The sequence below is a fragment of the Mesorhizobium sp. M0991 genome (assembly GCF_040318915.1).
GTDB lineage: Bacteria > Pseudomonadota > Alphaproteobacteria > Rhizobiales > Rhizobiaceae > Mesorhizobium.
In genome coordinates this window covers 164867-182911 of record NZ_JAMYNE010000007.1, presented here as the reverse complement: position 1 = coordinate 182911, position 18045 = coordinate 164867, and the positions used below count along the sequence as shown (strand labels likewise).

At 62.7% G+C, this 18045-nt stretch carries 18 protein-coding genes; 8 read left to right on the top strand and 10 right to left on the bottom strand.

Features of this window, described 5'->3' with window-relative positions; all coding sequences use genetic code 11:
- Positions 1 to 3 precede the first annotated feature (3 nt).
- Positions 4 to 1485, bottom strand: coding sequence for an MDR family MFS transporter (locus NKH70_RS13580; protein ID WP_352720109.1), 1482 nt, complete (start codon positions 1483 to 1485; stop codon positions 4 to 6).
- A gap of 226 nt (positions 1486 to 1711) precedes the next feature.
- The gene (locus NKH70_RS13575) at positions 1712 to 2329 is read right to left on the bottom strand and encodes a DUF922 domain-containing Zn-dependent protease (RefSeq protein WP_352720111.1); all 618 of its coding nucleotides are present in this window, start codon (positions 2327 to 2329) and stop codon (positions 1712 to 1714) included.
- A gap of 96 nt (positions 2330 to 2425) precedes the next feature.
- Here NKH70_RS13575 and folP point away from each other — a divergent pair, with 96 nt between their 5' ends.
- From folP to folK, 3 genes are read left to right on the top strand one after another with little or no spacing between them, the layout of a single operon-like run.
- Complete coding sequence (gene folP / locus NKH70_RS13570) at positions 2426 to 3271, top strand: dihydropteroate synthase (RefSeq protein WP_352977154.1); 846 nt, start codon at positions 2426 to 2428, stop codon at positions 3269 to 3271.
- Positions 3272 to 3274: 3 nt separating this feature from the next.
- Positions 3275 to 3634 (top strand): dihydroneopterin aldolase, encoded by a 360-nt coding sequence (gene folB / locus NKH70_RS13565; protein WP_023674838.1) that lies wholly within the window; start codon positions 3275 to 3277, stop codon positions 3632 to 3634.
- Positions 3618 to 4130 carry a 2-amino-4-hydroxy-6-hydroxymethyldihydropteridine diphosphokinase gene (folK, locus tag NKH70_RS13560; RefSeq protein WP_352720115.1) on the top strand — a complete coding sequence of 171 codons (513 nt, stop codon included), beginning with the start codon at positions 3618 to 3620 and terminating at the stop codon, positions 4128 to 4130. Before folB ends, folK begins: the two co-directional genes overlap by 17 nt.
- A 23-nt stretch (positions 4131 to 4153) precedes the next feature.
- Here the strand turns inward: folK and NKH70_RS13555 are convergent, their stop codons facing one another.
- On the bottom strand, positions 4154 to 4705 hold the full coding sequence (locus NKH70_RS13555; RefSeq protein WP_502908354.1) for a DUF924 family protein: 552 nt from the start codon (positions 4703 to 4705) through the stop codon (positions 4154 to 4156).
- Between the two features lie 17 nt (positions 4706 to 4722).
- Positions 4723 to 6558 carry a monovalent cation:proton antiporter-2 (CPA2) family protein gene (locus NKH70_RS13550; protein WP_352914209.1) on the bottom strand — a complete coding sequence of 612 codons (1836 nt, stop codon included), beginning with the start codon at positions 6556 to 6558 and terminating at the stop codon, positions 4723 to 4725.
- 230 nt (positions 6559 to 6788) lie between these two features.
- On the opposite strand from NKH70_RS13550, the gene NKH70_RS13545 reads away from it, so the two are divergent.
- Positions 6789 to 7055 carry a hypothetical protein gene (locus NKH70_RS13545; protein ID WP_292660884.1) on the top strand — a complete coding sequence of 89 codons (267 nt, stop codon included), beginning with the start codon at positions 6789 to 6791 and terminating at the stop codon, positions 7053 to 7055.
- A 63-nt stretch (positions 7056 to 7118) separates the two neighbouring features.
- On the opposite strand, the gene NKH70_RS13540 is transcribed toward NKH70_RS13545, so the two are convergent.
- The 4 genes from NKH70_RS13540 to NKH70_RS13525 all read right to left on the bottom strand — a co-directional run bounded on the left by NKH70_RS13540 (position 7119) and on the right by NKH70_RS13525 (position 10897).
- A complete protein-coding gene (locus tag NKH70_RS13540; protein ID WP_352720119.1) occupies positions 7119 to 7673 on the bottom strand; it encodes a hypothetical protein in 555 nt (184 codons plus the stop codon).
- Positions 7674 to 7760: 87 nt separating this feature from the next.
- A complete protein-coding gene (locus NKH70_RS13535; RefSeq protein WP_352720121.1) occupies positions 7761 to 8855 on the bottom strand; it encodes a YcjF family protein in 1095 nt (364 codons plus the stop codon).
- A complete protein-coding gene (locus NKH70_RS13530) occupies positions 8852 to 10330 on the bottom strand; it encodes a YcjX family GTP-binding protein (RefSeq protein ID WP_352720123.1) in 1479 nt (492 codons plus the stop codon). The genes NKH70_RS13535 and NKH70_RS13530 overlap by 4 nt, the downstream gene beginning before the upstream one ends.
- A gap of 63 nt (positions 10331 to 10393) precedes the next feature.
- Positions 10394 to 10897 (bottom strand): SixA phosphatase family protein, encoded by a 504-nt coding sequence (locus tag NKH70_RS13525; RefSeq protein ID WP_352720124.1) that lies wholly within the window; start codon positions 10895 to 10897, stop codon positions 10394 to 10396.
- A 259-nt stretch (positions 10898 to 11156) separates the two neighbouring features.
- Here NKH70_RS13525 and dksA point away from each other — a divergent pair, with 259 nt between their 5' ends.
- On the top strand, positions 11157 to 11573 hold the full coding sequence (dksA, locus tag NKH70_RS13520) for an RNA polymerase-binding protein DksA (RefSeq protein ID WP_023674847.1): 417 nt from the start codon (positions 11157 to 11159) through the stop codon (positions 11571 to 11573).
- 83 nt (positions 11574 to 11656) lie between these two features.
- On the opposite strand, the gene NKH70_RS13515 is transcribed toward dksA, so the two are convergent.
- Complete coding sequence (locus tag NKH70_RS13515; protein ID WP_353025412.1) at positions 11657 to 12397, bottom strand: hypothetical protein; 741 nt, start codon at positions 12395 to 12397, stop codon at positions 11657 to 11659.
- A gap of 203 nt (positions 12398 to 12600) precedes the next feature.
- Between NKH70_RS13515 and cckA the strand changes: the two genes are divergently transcribed.
- Together cckA and NKH70_RS13505 are read left to right on the top strand one after the other, a co-directional pair.
- A complete protein-coding gene (cckA, locus tag NKH70_RS13510; protein ID WP_352720127.1) occupies positions 12601 to 15174 on the top strand; it encodes a cell cycle histidine kinase CckA in 2574 nt (857 codons plus the stop codon).
- A gap of 83 nt (positions 15175 to 15257) precedes the next feature.
- Positions 15258 to 15968, top strand: a complete 711-nt coding sequence (locus NKH70_RS13505; protein WP_352720129.1) for a purine-nucleoside phosphorylase — start codon at positions 15258 to 15260, stop codon at positions 15966 to 15968.
- Positions 15969 to 16017: 49 nt separating this feature from the next.
- Here NKH70_RS13505 and NKH70_RS13500 read toward each other — a convergent pair whose 3' ends face one another.
- A complete protein-coding gene (locus NKH70_RS13500; protein ID WP_352466416.1) occupies positions 16018 to 16413 on the bottom strand; it encodes a hypothetical protein in 396 nt (131 codons plus the stop codon).
- 300 nt (positions 16414 to 16713) lie between these two features.
- Between NKH70_RS13500 and urtA the strand changes: the two genes are divergently transcribed.
- Positions 16714 to 18024 carry an urea ABC transporter substrate-binding protein gene (urtA, locus tag NKH70_RS13495; protein WP_352720131.1) on the top strand — a complete coding sequence of 437 codons (1311 nt, stop codon included), beginning with the start codon at positions 16714 to 16716 and terminating at the stop codon, positions 18022 to 18024.
- Positions 18025 to 18045: the final 21 nt, after the last annotated feature.

Sequence of the window (18045 nt, the reverse complement as noted above, 5' to 3'; positions counted from 1 at the left end):
GGTCTACTCCGCCAAGGCTGGGGCCACAGCCTCGGCATGGCCGCGAAGCGTTTTTTCCGGCATCAGCCAGAGCGTGATGAACGACAGCAGCAAGGTCGCGGCCGCGGCAAGAAAGATCATCACGAACGGTATGGCGGAGGCGATATGGCCGGCCGGCTGCGTGCCTTCGCTGGCCAGCGGCAGCCCGTAACCAAGGGCGACGGCACCAAGCATGGCGACGCCAAGCGCGCTGCCCAGCGAGCGCAGGAAGGTGAGCACGCCGGTCGCTACGCCAAGGTGCATGCGATCGACGGCGTTCTGGACCGAGACGGTGGCAACGGGAAAGGTCGTGCCTGTGCCCAGCCCTATGCAGGTCGTCAACACCTCGACAAGCAATAGCGAGGCATTCCCGGCGATCAGGCTGAGCACGCCGAGGCACAGGATCGAGAAAACGGTGCCGATCATGGCAATGCGCTTATAGTGGAAAAAGCGCGGGATCATTCGCGCGCTGAACGTCGCACCGGCCACCGTGCCGAGCATCAGCCCAAGCAACGCGGTGCCCGATTCGCTGACTGACAGGCCGACGACCGATTGCAGGTAGACCGGCAGATAGACCGACAAGCCGACATTGGCGGCCTGCAGCAGGAACATCGACAACGTGCCGGCGAGAACGATCGGATTGCCGAGCACTTCGAGCGAGATCAGCGGTTCGGCCGCGCGCATCAGCCGCAGCGCGAACGCGCTCCAGAACACCGCCGAGCAGGCGAGCAGCCCAAGGATTTCAGGTGACAGCCACGGATACTCGCTGCCGCCCCAGTTCAAGGCAAGCAGCAGCAGCGAGGTGGCCGCGACCAGAAGCAGCGCGCCGAGGCCGTCGATGCGGTGATGCTTTGCGGCGATCGGCAGCTTCTTGAGCGGGTTGTTGATGATCGCCATCGCCAGCAGCCCGAGCGGAATGTTGATCCAGAAGATCAGCGACCAATGCAGATGTTCGGCGAAGGTGCCGCCGAGCAGCGGCCCGGCGATGCTGGCGACAGCCCAGGTGCCCGAGATCCAGGCGGCGTAGCGAGCCCGCTCGCGCGGCGGCACGAGGTCGCCGATCACGGTCTGCGTCAGGGCGAAAAGACCGCCGCCACCGGCGCCCTGGATCGCCCGGCCGACAACCAGGACCAGCATGTTGGGCGCCGTGGCGCTAACCAGCGACCCGGCGAGAAAGATCAGGATTGCCGCATAGACGGTCGGCCGGCGGCCATAGATGTCGGAGATCTTGCCGTAGAGCGGCGCCACGGCGGTCGCGGTCAGCAGATAGCCGGTCACGATCCACGGCAGATATTCGGCATGCCCGAGCAGACGTGCCATCGTCGGCATCGCCGGCGCAACGATGGTCTGGTCGAGCGCCGCCAGCAGCATCGACAAAAGCACGCCGCCGATAATGGCGTTTTTCTCGGTTTCGGTCAGCGGCGTGCTGGTTTCCACCATCGCTTGCTTGTCAATAGCCTGGTCCATATCCATTCATCCATTACACTTGCATGCACGTCCGGGACGGCTGGAGTGCGTCGAGTGTGCAGATTGGCCCGTGTACTCGTGCCTTTGGGACTGAGCCTTGCGAACTTGACATATGTCGTTCGCTATAGGCCGATTTCGACAGCGGCTCGAAAGTTTTTCGAAGCTGGCACCATGCTTCGGCAAAATTGGCTTTGTTCCAAATTGGCTTTGTCCAACGACGCGGAGTTCAGCCGGGAGCGAGCCGGCCGTTCTCAATGCGCTCGATGCGATAGTGCAAGAGCCGCAGGATACGGCTTTGGAAATTGACGCTTTCGACACGATCGAAGCGCATCTGCTCCTGGTCGTGCTTGGCAAGCATGACCGCTGTAATTTTCGCGGCCTTGGCCTTGGCCAGTTCGCAGGTCTTTTCCGGGTAGCTTGCCTTCAGGGCGTCTTCGAGTTCGCGGCCATGGTTCTTGGCAATCTCGACGTGGCGCTCCTCATGGCGCTTGATGTCGGCGGATAACGTATCCCAGAACAGCCTGACGCCGGCATCGGCTTTGCGCGGACGGCGCCACTGCGGAAGGATCACCTTGACCTTGACGGTGACGACAGCGTCGGCAATCCAGCACGAGCCCGGGTTTTGCGCATAGCTGACGCGGGTGGTGAACGCCATCTGGGTAGCGCCTGGATGCCGCGACCCGGTGCTTTTCACCTGAGGCCCGAGTCTCGACAGCTGGCTCTCGATGTCGTCGAGCGTCCTGCCGCCGATCGGGAAATAACTATATGTCTTGACGAGAGTTGCAGCGCCGGCCGGGAATGCGGTCAGCGCGAACATCAGCGCGCAGAGGAGGGATCGTTTCATCGTGTTGCCTCTTTCCCCACCTTGCTTTACCGCCGTCCTCGGCGCAACGGAATTGATCCCCGGCCACGCCGCGGGATCGAACATGGTTGATGGGCAATGATGACAGGGCGATGGCAGCTGGCGCATGGGCGCCATCTCGACCTTGGCAGTAAGGCCGTGGTCGTCGGCATCCTCAACGTCACGCCGGACAGTTTTTCCGACGGCGGCCTGTTCGATGTGCCGGAAAAAGCGGCGGCCCAGGCGCGCCGCATGGTGGAGGAGGGGGCCTCCGTCATCGACATCGGCGGAGAATCGACACGTCCCGGGGCGTCTGGGGTCTCCGCAAAGGAAGAGCAGGCCCGCATATTGCCGGTCATCGAGGCGCTCGCGACGTCTGGCGGAATGCTGATCTCGGTCGATACCTATCGCGAGGATACGGCCCGGCTTGCCGTCCAAGCCGGCGCACATATCGTCAATGACGTCTGGGGCCTGCAGCGCGAACCGGGCATTGCCCGCGTCGCGGCCGAAACAGGCGCTGGGCTTGTCGTCATGCACACGGGACGGGACCGGCAGAAACTGCCCGACGTGATTGCCGATCAGCTCTTCTTCCTCAGAAAGTCGCTGGAAATCGCGCGGAGGAGCGGTGTTGCCGACGATCATATCGTGCTCGATCCGGGCTTCGGCTTCGCCAAGGAGACGGCCGCGGAAAATCTTGACCTGATGGCACGGTTTTCCGAGCTTCGTGCGCTGGGTTTTCCACTGATGGCCGGCACATCGCGAAAGCGCTTTATCGGCACCGTCACCGGCCGCGACGCGGCCGCAAGGGCCGCCGGAACCGCGGCCACCAGCGTAATCCTGAGGCTCAAAGGCGCGCATCTTTTTCGCGTACACGATGTCGCAATCAACGTGGACGCGTTGGCCATCGCCGATGCTATGCTGGCACGTGAGATCGGGGAAAGCTGAGCCATGTATGTCATCCGCATGAAGAACTGCGCCTTCTTTGCCCGGCATGGTGTGCTGGACGAAGAAGAGACGCTCGGCCAGCGCTTTTATGTCGATGCGGCACTCACGGTGGATCCCGGGCGGGCACTGGTCGAGGATTCCATCGAGGACACCGTCAATTACGGCATCGCCTTTGCAGTCATCGAAAAGATCATTACCGGCGAGCGGCGCTTTCTGATCGAAGCGCTGGCGCTCGAAGTGGCGAGGGCGCTGACGGCGCGGTTCCCGCAGATCAAAAAGGCCGAGATCACGGTGCGCAAGCCGAACGCCCCGGTGCCGGGTGTGCTCGATCATGTCGAGGTGACCGTTGTCTGGCCAGAATAATACCGTCTATCTCAGCCTTGGCGGCAATCTCGGTGATCCGGCAAAGTCGATGGCTGCGGCACTGGGCATTCTGGATGCCGACGAGAGCACGCGCGTCATTGCCGTTTCGTCGCTCTACCGCACGCCGCCCTGGGGCAAGCTCGATCAGCCGGATTTCCTCAACGCGGCGGCCGAAATCTCGACCGCGCTCGCGCCGCGGGCTTTGCTCGACCTTTGCCTCGACGCCGAGCGAAAACTGAAGCGGGTGCGCGAGGAGCGCTGGGGTCCACGCCTGATCGATATCGACATTCTGGTGTTCGGCGACCGCATCATCCACGAGACCGGACTGGAGGTGCCGCATCCGCGCATGCTGGAGCGCGCCTTCGTGCTGGCGCCGCTGGCAGAAATTGCGCCAGAGCTTGTGGTCGACGGCAAGAGCGTGTCGGAGCGGCTGGCCGCCGTCGACACGTCGGGCATTGAACGGCTACCGTCGGGCCAGGATTGGTGGAAGACCTGACGCTGCCGCCATCGGTGCCTGAATCAGCCGGAAAACCCACCTCCGTCGAGGAACATTTGTTCGTCTGGTGTCGTCTCGCGGCCAAGCATCCTGTTTCGATGCGGAAAGCGGCCGAAGCGCTGGATGATGTCGCGATGCTCGATCGCATATTTCAGGTAGGAGGGGGCTTTGGCGGCGGTAAGCTCCATCGATCTGAGCTGATCGGCGAGGTCCTCCGAATGCTCATAGGGCAAATAAAGAAAGACGCGGAGGTTTTCGTCGAGCGCCAGGTCATGGCCGGCGGCGATCGCTTTCCGGGCGAAATGCCGCGCCAGCGGGTCCGTGGCGTACATGTGGCCGGTGCCGCGAAAGCAGTTTCGCGGAAACTGGTCGAGCAGGATCATCAGTGCCAGCGACCCTTCGGCGTGTTCAGACCAGCCGTCGCATTCGCAGCGCGCGGCGGCGAAGTGCAGATCGAAAAACCGGGTGCGGAAGTCGGTATCAAAGGCGTCGTTCTTCTCGAACCACGCGTCCTCCCCCGCGTCGCGCCAGAATCCGGCGACGGAGAGAGCGCGCTCGTCCAGTTCGTTCATCATTCGCGTCGTTCCAAGGTTTAATCGGCCGGTTCGGATTTCTGCAGCACGCCGGCGGTCTCTTCGTTGAGCGCCTGGCCCGCGCGCCGTGGCGTGCTGAGCGGCGTCGGGATGGGCGTGCCGATATTGCCTTTGAGGAAACGCCGCCCGGCGCGAATGCCTTCGGCCTGTTGAAGTTCGAAACGGGCAGCATCGCGGCGGCGGACGTCCTCGACTACCTCGGCGACCTCTTCCGGGTCGACGCCGAGGGCTTCCAGGGTCGAGCCGCCGAAGACAAGCGCCGATTCGAACGTCTCGCGGAGCTGATAGTCGACGCCGGCACGAATGAGCTGCAACGCCGTGCCGCGGTCGAAGGCCCGTGCCAGCACTGTCAGCAAGGGAAACTCCGCCTTGATCAGTTCCGCGATGCGCACGGCGGCATCGGGCTTGTCGACACAGATCAACACGGCGCGTGCCCGCCCGGCTCCCGCGGCCCGCAGGATGTCCAGCCGCGTGCCATCGCCATAATAGACCTTGAAGCCGAAATCGGCTGCCGCCTGGATCATTTCGACCTCATTGTCGATGATCGATACGTCGATCCCGCGCAACAAAAGCGGCTGGCTGGCGATCTGGCCGAACCGGCCAAAGCCGATGATCAGCACGCTGCCGGTCAGGCCGTTGGCGACATCGACGCCCTCGAGCGACTGCTCGTCGCGCGGCGTCAGATACCGCAGGGCTATGATTGCCAACGGCGTCAGCACCATGGAAATGATGACGATGGCGGTCAGCATCGCATTGGCCTGGCTATCGATGATGCCCACCGCCGCCGCTGCGGAATAGAGGACGAAGGCGAATTCGCCGCCTTGCGCCATGAAGACCGCGCGTTCGAGCGCTTCCCGGTGGCCGGTTTTGAGGACGCGGGCAACGATATAGATGCCGATCGCCTTCATCAGCATGTAGGCGACGACATAAATGGCAATGAGCTGCCAGTTGACGACGACCACATGCAGGTCGAGCGACATGCCGACGGCGAGGAAGAACAGCCCGAGCAAAATGCCGCGGAACGGTTCGATGTCGGCCTCCAGCTGGTGGCGGAAGGTCGATTCCGACAAAAGCACGCCGGCCAGGAAGGCGCCCATTGCCATCGACAGGCCGGAAAGCTGCATGGCAAGCGCTGACCCGAGAACGACCAGGAGGGCGGCAGCGGTCATCACCTCACGGGCGCGCGCATCCGCCAGGATACGAAAGAACGGATTGAGCAGATAGCGCCCGGCAAGCACCAGCCCGACGATCGCGGCAAGGCCGATGCCGACCTCCGTCAACCGATCCGACAGGCTCATATCGGCGCCGCCCGGCGCGAGGAAGGCGATCAGCGCCAGCAGCGGCACGATGGCCAGGTCTTCCAAAAGCAGGACCGAAACGATGCGCTGGCCCTTGGGCGTGGCCAGTTCGCCGCGTTCTTCCAGCAATTGGATGACGATGGCCGTCGAGGTGAGCACGAAACCGGCGCCGGCGACGAAGGATTGCGCGATCGGAAAACCTCCCGCCAGCCCGACGCCGGTCAGTAGGACCGCGCAGACGCCGACCTGCAGCGCGCCAAGCCCGAAAATCTCGCGGCGCAGGCCCCATAGCCGTGACGGCTGCATTTCCAGCCCGATGATGAACAGGAACATGACGACGCCGAGTTCGGCGACATGAAGAATGGCTTCCGATTCGGAAAAAATGCGCAGTCCGAACGGGCCGATCACGACACCGGCCGCCAAATAGCCGAGGATGGAGCCGAGTCCCATGCGCCTGAAGATCGGTACCGCAACGACGCCGGCGGCAAGCAGCGCCACCACCTGAATCAGATCGCCGTTGGATGCCTCTGCCGCCATGCCTGCCGTTCCGCTCTCTTGGGAGTCAAGCGGCCAAGATAGGGGCTTCGGGGCGGATCGAACAGTGCGAATGCGGCGCATTGTGAAGGCGATATTGCAGGCGCACTGCACAGGATAATGGGGTGCCTGGCGTTGCTTGTTCCAGCGATCCGGCGCTAAGGACGCCCGGCTTCGGCCAGTGGAGGGTGAGCGACGATCAAGTCGCAGCCCTTTTTGAGGAGATGACTGACATGAAGACGTTTTTGCTGGTTGCCGTTGGCATCGCGGCGCTTGCCGGCTCGGCCTGTTCGAAGGCACCCGAGTGCACGACCGAGATACTGACCAAGAAGGCTCAGGACATGACTGCGGCACTTCAGGCTGCGATTACCAAGGATCCAGCCAAGGCAGCCGACCTCGGGGCCAAGGTCCAGGCGGTCACAACCAAATATCAGGGCGGTACGACAGCGGCCGAGGCCTGCAAGGCCTATGACGAGGTGATTGCCGCGATCAAGGGCTGAGCACTTAATTGCAAATCAAAAGAGGGCGGCGCCGTCTGGCCGCCGCCTTTCTCACGCTAAAAGTCAGTTCGGAGTTACGGAGCCGACCTCGACTGCATCGATCCGCTTCAACTTCATGCCGATGACCGGTACCAGCTGCTGGTCGACGCGCACGGCAACGGTCACCGTCATCGAATTGTCGTCGGGGACAAGCGCCTGCATAACGCCGCGCAACTGATTGCGATTTATGGTGAAAACCACCTTGTGCGCATCGACGACATTGCCACCGATAATGTCGAGGCCGGACCCGGCGGCCCCGCCCATAAAGCTGCCCTTGTAGCCCTGCCGGCCCTTGTGTTCGATCGTTGCCGACATCTGCTGGGTGAACATGCCTACCCGGCAGCCGCCGTCGAGCGACATGCCAACCTTGCCGTCAGGCGTCGAGCCGATGAAGCTGCAGGTGAATTTCGTGCCCTTGTATTTGCCGGCAACGATTTCCCCTGGGCCGACCCATTTGCCTTCGACCGATCGAAAGAACTGCTTGTCCGGTTCCGCCGCCGAGGTCTTTCCGGCAATGCCGACGGTTGCGACAAGCGCGAGCGCCACGGGCAGCCCGCTGGACAGAATAACGCTTTTCATCGACGACACCCGGCAACAAAGAGACTGGTTTGGACGCTTCCGACCATGGACAAGATTGGTTAATGCTTTGTCACCCCAAGGCGATAGTCACGTTCCGGAAGCGGATGTTTCTTTTTCTTTCTTTGCTGCAAAGGAGGTCAGCGCGGAGAGGAAATCGCCCAATCCGGGCCGCCTGACAGCGTAAAAGGGCAGGGGCCTTGCGGTTTCCATCGCTGCAATGCCGATGCGCGCAGTCATCATGCCGTTGACGACGCCTTCGCCGAGCTTGGCCGAGAGCCTGGCGGCAAGGCCGTGGCCAACAATCTGCTGGACGAAACTGTCGCCGACGGCGATCGACCCGGTGACCGCGAGATGGGCGAGAACGCTGCGCGCCAGGCGAAAAAAGCCAAGCGTGCCGGGGCGACCGCCATAGAGCTCCGACAGGCGGCGAATCAGCCGGCCGGCTTCGAACACGACGTAAGCGACGTCGACCAGCGCGCGGGGGCTGACCGCGGTCACCAGGGAGACGCGCTTCGCCGCTTCGAGAATCATCACCCTGGCGCGGGCATCGAGCGGGCCGAGGATCTCGCTCTCGGCCAGCCGCACCAGATTGCCGCCGTCAATGATCTCGCCGCGCAATTCGGCCAGCGAGCGCCTGCCGGCCGCGGTTTCGGGCTTGGCCGCGACAAATGCCGACAACTCGTCGACCACGGCGCGGGCGGCCTTCGGATCGTCACGGGCAATCGCATCGAGCGCCCGCTTTTGCAACTTTTCGACCTCGGCAAGGCGGGCAATCGCCATGAACTCGCGCACGAGGATGATCAGAAGCGCCAGGATGGCGATCGCGGCCATACCGGCAGCCAGCCAGCCCAGCCACTCGGCGCGCTCGAACAGGTCGCGAATCAGCTGGTCGGTCCAGAGGCCGACGGCGAGCGAAACCAGAACGCCCAGCGCGCCAAAGAACAGGCTGCCAAGCAGCGAACGTTTTCGCGGCGCAATCGCCGGCGGCGGTTCGGCAGCGACGATGTCAGGCTCGTCGAAGACGTCGATCTCCGCCGGTGTGACCACGGCTAGATCCGCCTTCAGAGTACGCGGCTTTCGCGCCGGCGCGGCCTCGGACGCAGCATGGCGAGCCGTCGAATCTTCCTTTTGCTGGGGCTCCGGCTCGATGCGAAAGGCCGCCGGTCTGCGGGGCACACTCATGCGAGATGATCTCCGATCAGGAACTGCAGCGCGCGGTCGAGCCTGATATGCGGCAGCGACAGTGTCACGCCCTCGGCCGTGCGCTCGAGTTTCGGCGGGCGAAAGCGCACGAAGCGGATCGCGGGGTCGTCATTTTTCTGCCGGCGGGCCGATTCGGAAACGTCGAACACCGCATCAACTTTCTCCGGCAAATCTCCGGGAAATATGGCTGTTTCGGTCTTTCCGTCAAAGGTTTCGCCATTGATTTTTTCGCCACGCAATGGCGTGCCGATAATGACCGGCAAAGTCTCGCGGCCCTGCTTGACCGTGCCTTCACGGGTCGCGCGCATGGCCGCCAAGGCCACGACGTCGACGTCGGCGCCGGTGAAATTCGCTCGCGCCACGGCGCGGTCGGCTAGCCGCCGCACGATCGCCTGCAGCCGGTCGTGGCTTTCGTGGTGCAGATGGTCGGCCTTGGTCGCGGCCACCAATATGCGGTCGATGCGTCTTGAAAACAGGTCGGTCAGGAAGTTGCCCCGGCCGGGGCGGAAACAGGACAGGATTTCGGTGACCGCACGTTCCAGATCGGCCATCGCGCCGGGGCCGGCATTCAATGCCTGCAATGCGTCGATGAGCACGATCTGGCGGTCGAGACGCGTGATGTGTTCGCGAAAGAACGGTTTGACGACATGCGTCTTGTAAGCCTCGTAGCGCCGCTCCATCATCGCCTGCAGCGATCCCGAGCGGGCGCGCCGGCCGTCCAGATTCGGCAGCGGCGCGAAGGTGAGAGCGGGCGAGCCTTCAAGATCGCCGGGCATCAGGAAGCGGCCGGGCGGCAAGGTCGAAAGCGCCCGCTCGTCGAGCTTGCAGGCCTTGAGATAGGCGGCGAAGCTCTCGGCGAGACGGCGCGCCGTCATCTCGTCGGCCTCGGCGTTCGGGTCGACCGGATTGGAGAGCGCCCGCCATTCCCGCGAAAGATCGACACGCACCGGCAACACGGCCATCTCGAAGGCCTCACGCGAAAAATCGGCGTAGGACTTGCCGAGCAGCGGCAGGTCGAGCAGCCATTCGCCGGGATAGTCGACGATGTCGACCGACAATTTGCCGGCGGAAAACATGCGGGTCCAGCCAGAGGCCGATTCGTATTCGATGGTGAGCCTCAGTTCGGAAATCGCACGCGTCGAATCCGGCCAGACGCGGTCGTCGACAAGAGCCGCAATGTGATCCTCGTACTGGAAGCGTGGTACGGCGTCGTCCGGCTGCTCTTCGAGAAAGGCCCGGGCGACGCGCCCCGATTTTTGTGCCTCAAACAGCGGCAAGCGCCCGCCATGGACCAGATTGTGCACAAGGGCCGAGATGAACACCGTCTTGCCGGCGCGGGACAGCCCAGTCACGCCAAGACGCAGCGACGGAGCGAAAAGCCCGGCAGCGCGGCCTGACAACGTGTCCAAGGCAATCTTCGCCTCGTCGGTGAAAGTCGTCAGCGATGATGCCAAAATCTGTTCTCGCGGGCCGCTCAGGAACCGATATAGGCTTTGATGCGCGGCTTTGAAATGGCCTCAGATATCGGCAGGCGTCAGGAAGGCTTCGAGATAGCCGGCGCCCGGCGCAGACTCGGCAAGACTGCCGTTGAACCGGACCACCGCAAGTGCGGAGGCCGGGAAGCCGTGGTTCAGCATGGCCCGCGCGGTCTCCTCGCCGTCGCCTGAGAGCGCCATGGCGAGATCCTCAATCATCGGATTGTGGCCGATGACGAGCAGGGCATCCAGCCCGCCATTCTGCCGGATGGCGGCGAGGTACGCGGCGGCATCGTCGCTGTAGAGCGTGTCAAGGAACAGCACCCGGCCCGTGTCGGTGTGGCCAGCCAAGCTTTCCAGCGTCTGGCGGGCGCGCCTGGCGCTTGAGCAAAGGGTGAGGCCCGGTACGTATTTGCGGGAACGCATCAGCACGCCCATCGCTTCGGCGTCGGCGAAGCCGGATGCGTCGAGCGGGCGGTCGAAGTCAGCCACGCCAGGCAGCGCCCAGCCGGCCTTCGCATGCCTCAGCAGGTAAAGTCTGGTCACCGGATCCCCGTTGTGCCGGGCACCGAACCCGTCAACACGCCGCAGGATTTGCCATCAGAAGAGCTCCGTGCGCAATGGCAAGCGCCCCTCAAGCATAGCGAATCATGTACGGATTCGGTCGTATTCTTCGCAAAAGGGCATCGCAGATGCTGGTTTGTCCGGGACTAACAATTGCGTGAAACTGTCGTCGATTGATCTTGTGCAGTTTTCGGTCCGCGAATATATAGGCGCCAAATTTGGGGCTTGTTGGGTGAGTCGAATGAACGACATCGTTACCGCCGATTACGTACCCTCCGAAGACGAGCCGTTCATGAACGAGCGGCAGAAATCCTACTTTCGCATGAAGCTCGTCACCTGGAAGAACGACATCTTGCGCGAAGCGCGCGAAACTCTCGAAATCCTGCAGCAGGAAAACGCTAACCACCCCGACCTCGCCGATCGCGCCTCCTCGGAAACCGACCGCGCCATCGAACTTCGCGCCCGCGATCGCCAGCGAAAACTCATCTCGAAGATCGATTCCGCCCTCCAGCGCCTTGACGAAGGCACTTACGGTTATTGCGAGGAGACGGGCGAGCCGATCGCGCTGAAGCGGCTCGACGCGCGCCCGATCGCCACGTTGTCGATCGAGGCGCAGGAGCGCCATGAGCGGCGCGAGAAGGTCTACCGCGACGACTGAGTCGGCGGGAAAAGCAGCGGCATCGGTAAAGCGTTCAAAATGGCCGGTTTTCCGGCCATTTTCATTGGCCGTTCGCTATCGGCCTATCTTTTCTGATTGGACAACTCGCCGAGGAGCTTCGTCATCTCGTCGTCGAGAGAGGGCGATGCCTTCGCCACCGGCTTGCTCGGCGTTTGGCTGAAGCGTGGCTCGTCGAGGGAAACCTCCAGCTCCTTCATCAGCGCATCGTCGATCGACTCATGCTGTGCCGGCGGCTCGTATCTTGCCGGGGAGTCCTGTTTTGCCGGCGGCGGCGCATGTCGCGAGGCATTGGCGTTGACGGATCCATAACTTGGCAACGGTGTGACGTTCGATGCCGGTTTCGGCGCCGGTGCCGGCATTGTTGCTGTCTGGCGGGCTAGGACAGGGGTTGCGGCCACGCTTGCCGGCTGCGGCGGCGCTTGCCTCGCCGGCGCGGCTGTGGTCGAAGCCGACCTTGCTGCCGGCTGGTGGCTGTTGTCTCCGGTCAATGCCGGGCGCCGCAGCGCCGAGAGCCTGATGTCGCGCTCGACGACGACATCGGTCGGACCACCGATCAAGAGCAGGTGCTCGATGTCGTCGCGACGCACCAGCACTAGCCGCCGGTGACTGTCGACCGCTGTGGCATCCATGACAGCCAGCCGCGTCTTGCGGTTCCTGCCGCCGGCGACGAATGTTCCGAATGTCAGGCTGCGGACAAGCCTGATGATAAGAAGAATGATGAGCAGAAGGACAAGTACTGCAAACGTCCATAGGATTGCTGCGGCATAACCAGGACCCGCCACGCCATCCAGCCATTGCAGCATTGGTTCCCCCAAAATCAGCTTTCGAAGAGTGGCGACACTAGACTGTTGCGGCAGGCCACCGCAAGTTGCCTTTCACGCTTCGTGAACAGCTTGAAACGCCGGGAGCCGAACGGCGTCATTTTTAGCGGACATCTGCAGCCGGGCCTTTTCCCGACCCTGAGAATATGATTCAACCGACACCGGAATTCACGAGCAGGGGGCACATGGCCAAGGAAGCGCGCGGCGATTTCTATCCGGTACCTATCGTCGACCAGAACACGCGACCGGGTGCGGTCACCCGGCTGATCGTCTTCATCGTCGTCCTGACTGGGGCAGCGATCGTCTTCGGCCTTTTCCGTGAGCGACTTGGCGATCCATTCCTGCTCGGCATGCTTGGCGTGCTGGCGATGATCGGTGTCGGCTTTCTATTCGCCACTGCGATCGGCTTCGTGCATATCACGCCGCGCTCGACAAGCGACGAACTGTCGAAAGCTTTCGTCGATTCGATGTCGCAAGGTCTCCTGGTCACCGACACCAAAGGCCGTATCATCTACGCCAACCGGACTTATGCTGATATGACGGGTGCCGAGTCGGCCGCCGACCTCAAGACGGTCGAAGGTTTGCTTTCAGACGTTCCCGAGGCCTCGGTGACCATATACCGGCTGGCGTCAGGCCTGCGCGACGGCCAGCCCGGCGACGGCGAGTTTCGGCTCGCGCAGTCCATTCGGCTAGGCGCCGAACCGGGCGCGCGCTGGTACCGCGTCCGGGCCCGCGCCTTCAGCGTTCCCGGCCAGCGGCTGCCGATGCTTGCCTGGCAGCTTGCCGATATCTCGCGGGAACGGGCCGAGCAGGAGCGGTTCTTTCTCGACCTGCAAAAGGCCATCGATCACCTCGACCATGCGCCGGCCGGTTTCTTTTCCGCCGACCAGGAAGGCCGCGTCACCTATATCAACGCGACCCTCGCGGAGTGGCTGGGCATCGACCTGGCCAGCTTCACCCCCGGCGCCATCACGCTGCCGGAGATCGTCGCCGGCGACGGCATGGCGCTGGTCCGTTCGGTCAAGGCCGATGCGGGTACCACGCGCAATGCTGTTATCGATCTCGATCTGACGACGATGACCGGCGAGGCGCTGCCGGTGCGCTTCATGCATCGTGTCTCGGCCAGTCGAGAGGGCCTCAACGGCCCGACTCGCACCATCGTGCTCAACCGGACGCAAGGCGAGGACGCTTCGGCTGACCTCCGCGCCTCGGAAATACGCTTCACGCGGTTCTTCAACTCGACGCCGATGGCGATAGCCGGCGTCGACCACGCCGGCCGCATCCTGCGCACCAATGCGCCGTTTCTGTCGCTGTTTTCCTCGGTCGTCGACCGCGACGCGGTCGATCGGCGTGTGCGGCTGGATACGGTGATCCACGAGCGCGACCGGCCGGCTTTCGCCGCGGCGTTCGAAAAGGCACGCCAGCAACAGGCTGACATCGAGCCGATCGATACGGTGCTGCCCGGCAATGAGGAGCGCCACATACGCTTCTACGTCAACGCGGTCGCAGACGGTACCGGCGGCGAAGGCGCCGAGGAATCGGCCATCGTCTATGCCGTCGAGACCACCGAGCAAAAAGCCCTCGAGGGCCAGATGGCGCAGAGCCAGAAGATGCAGGCGGTCGGCCAGCTCGCCGGCGGCATCGCGCATGATTTCAACAATGTGCTGACCGCCATCATCATGGCCTCGGACCTGCTGTTGACCAACCACCGGCCGTCCGATCCGTCGTTCCCGGACATCATGAACATCAAGCAGAATGCCAACCGGGCGGCCTCGTTGGTGCGGCAGTTGCTGGCCTTCTCGCGCAAGCAGACCCTGCGGCCGGAGGTGCTCAACCTGACCGACGTGCTCGCCGATCTCAGGATGCTGCTTGCCCGGCTGGTCGGCAACGACATCAAGCTCAAGATCGACCATGGCCGCGACCTGTGGCCGGTCAGGGTCGATATCGGGCAGTTCGAGCAAGTGGTGGTCAATCTGGCGGTCAATGCGCGCGATGCGATGCCGGCCGGCGGCGACCTCACCGTACGCACCCGCAACGTCAGCGCCGGAGAGTGCAAGACCTTTTCCTACCGCGAACTTACTCCGGCCGACTATGTGCTGGTCGAGGTCGAGGACAGCGGCAGCGGCATCGCGCCTGATGTGCTGAAAAAGATCTTCGAGCCCTTCTTCACGACAAAGGAGGTTGGCAAGGGAACTGGCCTCGGCCTGTCCATGGTCTATGGCATCATCAAGCAGACAGGCGGCTTCATCTTCTGCGATTCCGAAGTCGGCAAGGGATCCGTGTTCCGCATCTTCCTGCCGCGGCACATTGCGGAGGCAAGGAAGGCGGGCGAGGCTGGAGAAGTGCCGGCCGCCCCTGCCAAGATCGCCGACTCAGCCAAGGATCTGTCGGGCTCGGCCACGGTGCTGCTGGTCGAGGACGAGGACGCCGTGCGCATGGGCGGCATGCGGGCGCTGAAGTCGCGCGGCTACACCGTCCACGAGGCGTCCTCGGGCGTCGAGGCGCTTGAAGTCTACGAAGCGCTCGGCGGCAAGGTCGACATCGTGGTGTCGGACGTGGTGATGCCGGAAATGGACGGTCCGACGCTGCTTGGCGAATTGCGCAAACGGCAGCCCGACATCAAGTTCATCTTCGTGTCCGGCTATGCCGAAGACGCGTTCGCCAAGAACTTGCCGGCCGACGCGCATTTCGGCTTCCTGCCGAAGCCGTTTTCGCTCAAGCAATTGGCCACGATCGTAAAGGACATGCTGGAATCCTGACCCTTCCAATGCTCCGCTTGCGCAATGTCGTGAGACTGCCATGATTGCAGGCGAAACGGGCGACGGGTTTTGGAAAGCATGCCGTGACGCCGCACAACGAGGCAAGCAAGGGCGACTACGCAAGCGCGGTGCTGCTGCCGGGCGATCCGCAGCGCGCTGAATGGATGGCGCAGACTTTTCTGGAAGCGCCGCGCTGCGTCAACCGCCGCCGCGGCGCGCTCGGCTTTACCGGGTTGTTTCGCGGCAAGCCTGTCAGCATCCAATCCACCGGCATCGGCGTCGCTTCGTTCCTGGTCTATGTGCATGAGCTGCTGGACTTCTATGGTGCGAAAACGTTGATCCGCACTGGTACCTGCGGTGGCCTGACCACCGAGATCGCGCTGCGCGGCCTGGTGATCGCGCAATCGGTGCGCGGCGAAAATGCGGAGAGCGGCCAGGTTTTTGGGCTCTATCGTGCCGATGCCGGCCCCGATCCGGCATTGTTGGCCCAGGCGTTGGCCCGGGCTGCGGAACTCGGCATCGACCATCGGGCCGGGCTGACCATCTGCAGCGATATTTTCTATCATCCGCTGGGGCGCGAACGCTTTGCCGAAGCACAGGCACAGGGCGCGCTCGCCGTGGATATGGAAACCAGCGCACTTTACCGCATTGCGGCCGATTTCGGCGCCCGGTCGCTGTCGATCCTGACCGTCGTCGACAATGTGGTAACCGGCGAGCAGACCGACTATTCCGAACGCCAGGGCCTTTTCACCGATATGACCCGGCTGGCGCTCGACCTGGCGGCGGAGAGCTAGGCGGCTTTCTACTTCGGAGTACGGAACCTCGCCAGGTTCCGCGCTTTTTTCAACGCTTTGTGCAGGTCGAGGCGGTAAAGGCGCCGTCTGGCTGCTTCATGATGATGTCGAAGGACGGGGTGGTTCCGCTTTCCAGCGTCGCCTGCGTAAGCGAGATCGAGTTGCCGCCACTGGTGTAGCCGCCCAGCGGACCCAGCCAGGTGATCACGCCGTCTGCATCCATCTGGTAATTGTAGCTCTGCGGCGCGATGCCGAAGCTCACCGGACCGCTATAGACGTTTCCCTTGATGGTGATGTCGCCGAGGCTGAGGAACATGCCGAGCAGGTAGACTTCGCAATGATAGGAGCCGTCCGGCAGCTTGCCGTCGCTGAAGCCGGCGCGCGCTACGGTCGTCGTCGCCAGCAGAAGCATGGCGGTGAAAATGCAAGAAGCTCTGAAGGCCATAGAGTCCCCCGTTAAGGGTTCGAACTTGCCTCATTTCGCTCCGGCGCTGCAATCCTCGCCAGCGCTCATATGATGCTGCTCAAAATTAGGGCATTGGCCTATATGTGAGTAAAACTTAGGCTGATATGGGTGATCCTTTCTCGTTTCGAACATGGCAGGCGAGGTTCATCTCCTGCGGCTAATACATTAACCGACTGACAGAGCTGGGAAATCTCAAATCCTCCGACCTTGCTCCCGTGATTGGCACAGCCGTTGCATGGTCTGTTCCGATGCAGTTAACCAGCTTGGGAGTTAAAAAGTATGAGGGGTAGTTTCTCGACATTAGCAAAAATGTTTTCGGCCGGCGTGGTCACCGCCGGCCTGCTGACGAGCGTTCCCGCCAAGGCGGCCGACGACACCATCAAGGTCGGCATCCTCCATTCGCTGTCGGGAACCATGGCGATCTCTGAGACGACGTTGAAGGACGCCATGCTGATGCTCATCGAAGAGCAGAATGCCAAGGGTGGCCTGCTCGGCAAGAAGCTCGAGGCGGTGGTCGTCGATCCGGCTTCGAACTGGCCGCTGTTCGCCGAAAAGGCGCGCGAGCTGATCTCGAAGGACAAGGTCGCGGCGGTGTTCGGCTGCTGGACCTCGGTGTCGCGCAAGTCGGTACTGCCGGTGTTCAGCGAACTCGACAACATCCTGTTCTACCCGGTCCAGTATGAGGGCGAGGAAAGCGAGCGCAACGTGTTCTACACCGGCGCGGCGCCGAACCAGCAGGCCATTCCGGCAGTCGATTATCTGATGAGCGAGGACGGCGGTTCGGTGAAGCGCTGGGTGCTTGAAGGCACCGACTACGTCTACCCGCGCACCACCAACAAGATCCTCGAGGCCTATCTGAAGGCGAAGGGCGTTGCTGCCGAAGACATCATGGTCAACTACACGCCGTTCGGTTTCTCCGACTGGCAGACCGAAGTCTCGGCGATCAAGAAGTTCGGCTCGGCCGGCAAGAAGACCGCCGTCGTCTCGACCGTCAACGGCGACGCCAACGTGCCGTTCTACAAGGAGCTCGGTAACCAGGGCATCAAGGCCGAGGACATCCCGGTCATGGCCTTCTCTGTCGGTGAGGAAGAGCTTGCCGGTCTCGACACCGCGCCGCTGGTCGGCCATCTCGCCGCCTGGAACTATTTCGAAAGCGTCGATACGCCCGAGAACGAGAAGTTCATCGCCGACTGGCACAAGTTCATCAAGAACGACAAGCGCACCACCAACGATCCGATGGAAGCCCACTATATCGGCTTCAACATGTGGGTGAAGGCGGTCGAGAAGGCCGGCACCACCGATCCGGACAAGGTCATCGACGCCATGGTTGGCGTCTCGGTGCCGAACCTGACCGGCGGTTATTCGACCATGATGCCGAACCATCATATCACCAAGCCGGTGCTGATCGGCGAGATCCAGGCCGACGGCCAGTTCGAGACCGTGTCGCAGACGCCGGGCCTGGTGATGGGCGACGAGTGGTCCGACTACCTGCCTGACTCCAAGGACCTGATCTCCGATTGGCGCGCGCCTCTGTCCTGCGGCAACTTCAACGTTGCCACCGGCAAATGCGGCGGCAAGGGAACCAACTGATCCTCCCGGTCTGTCCTCCCA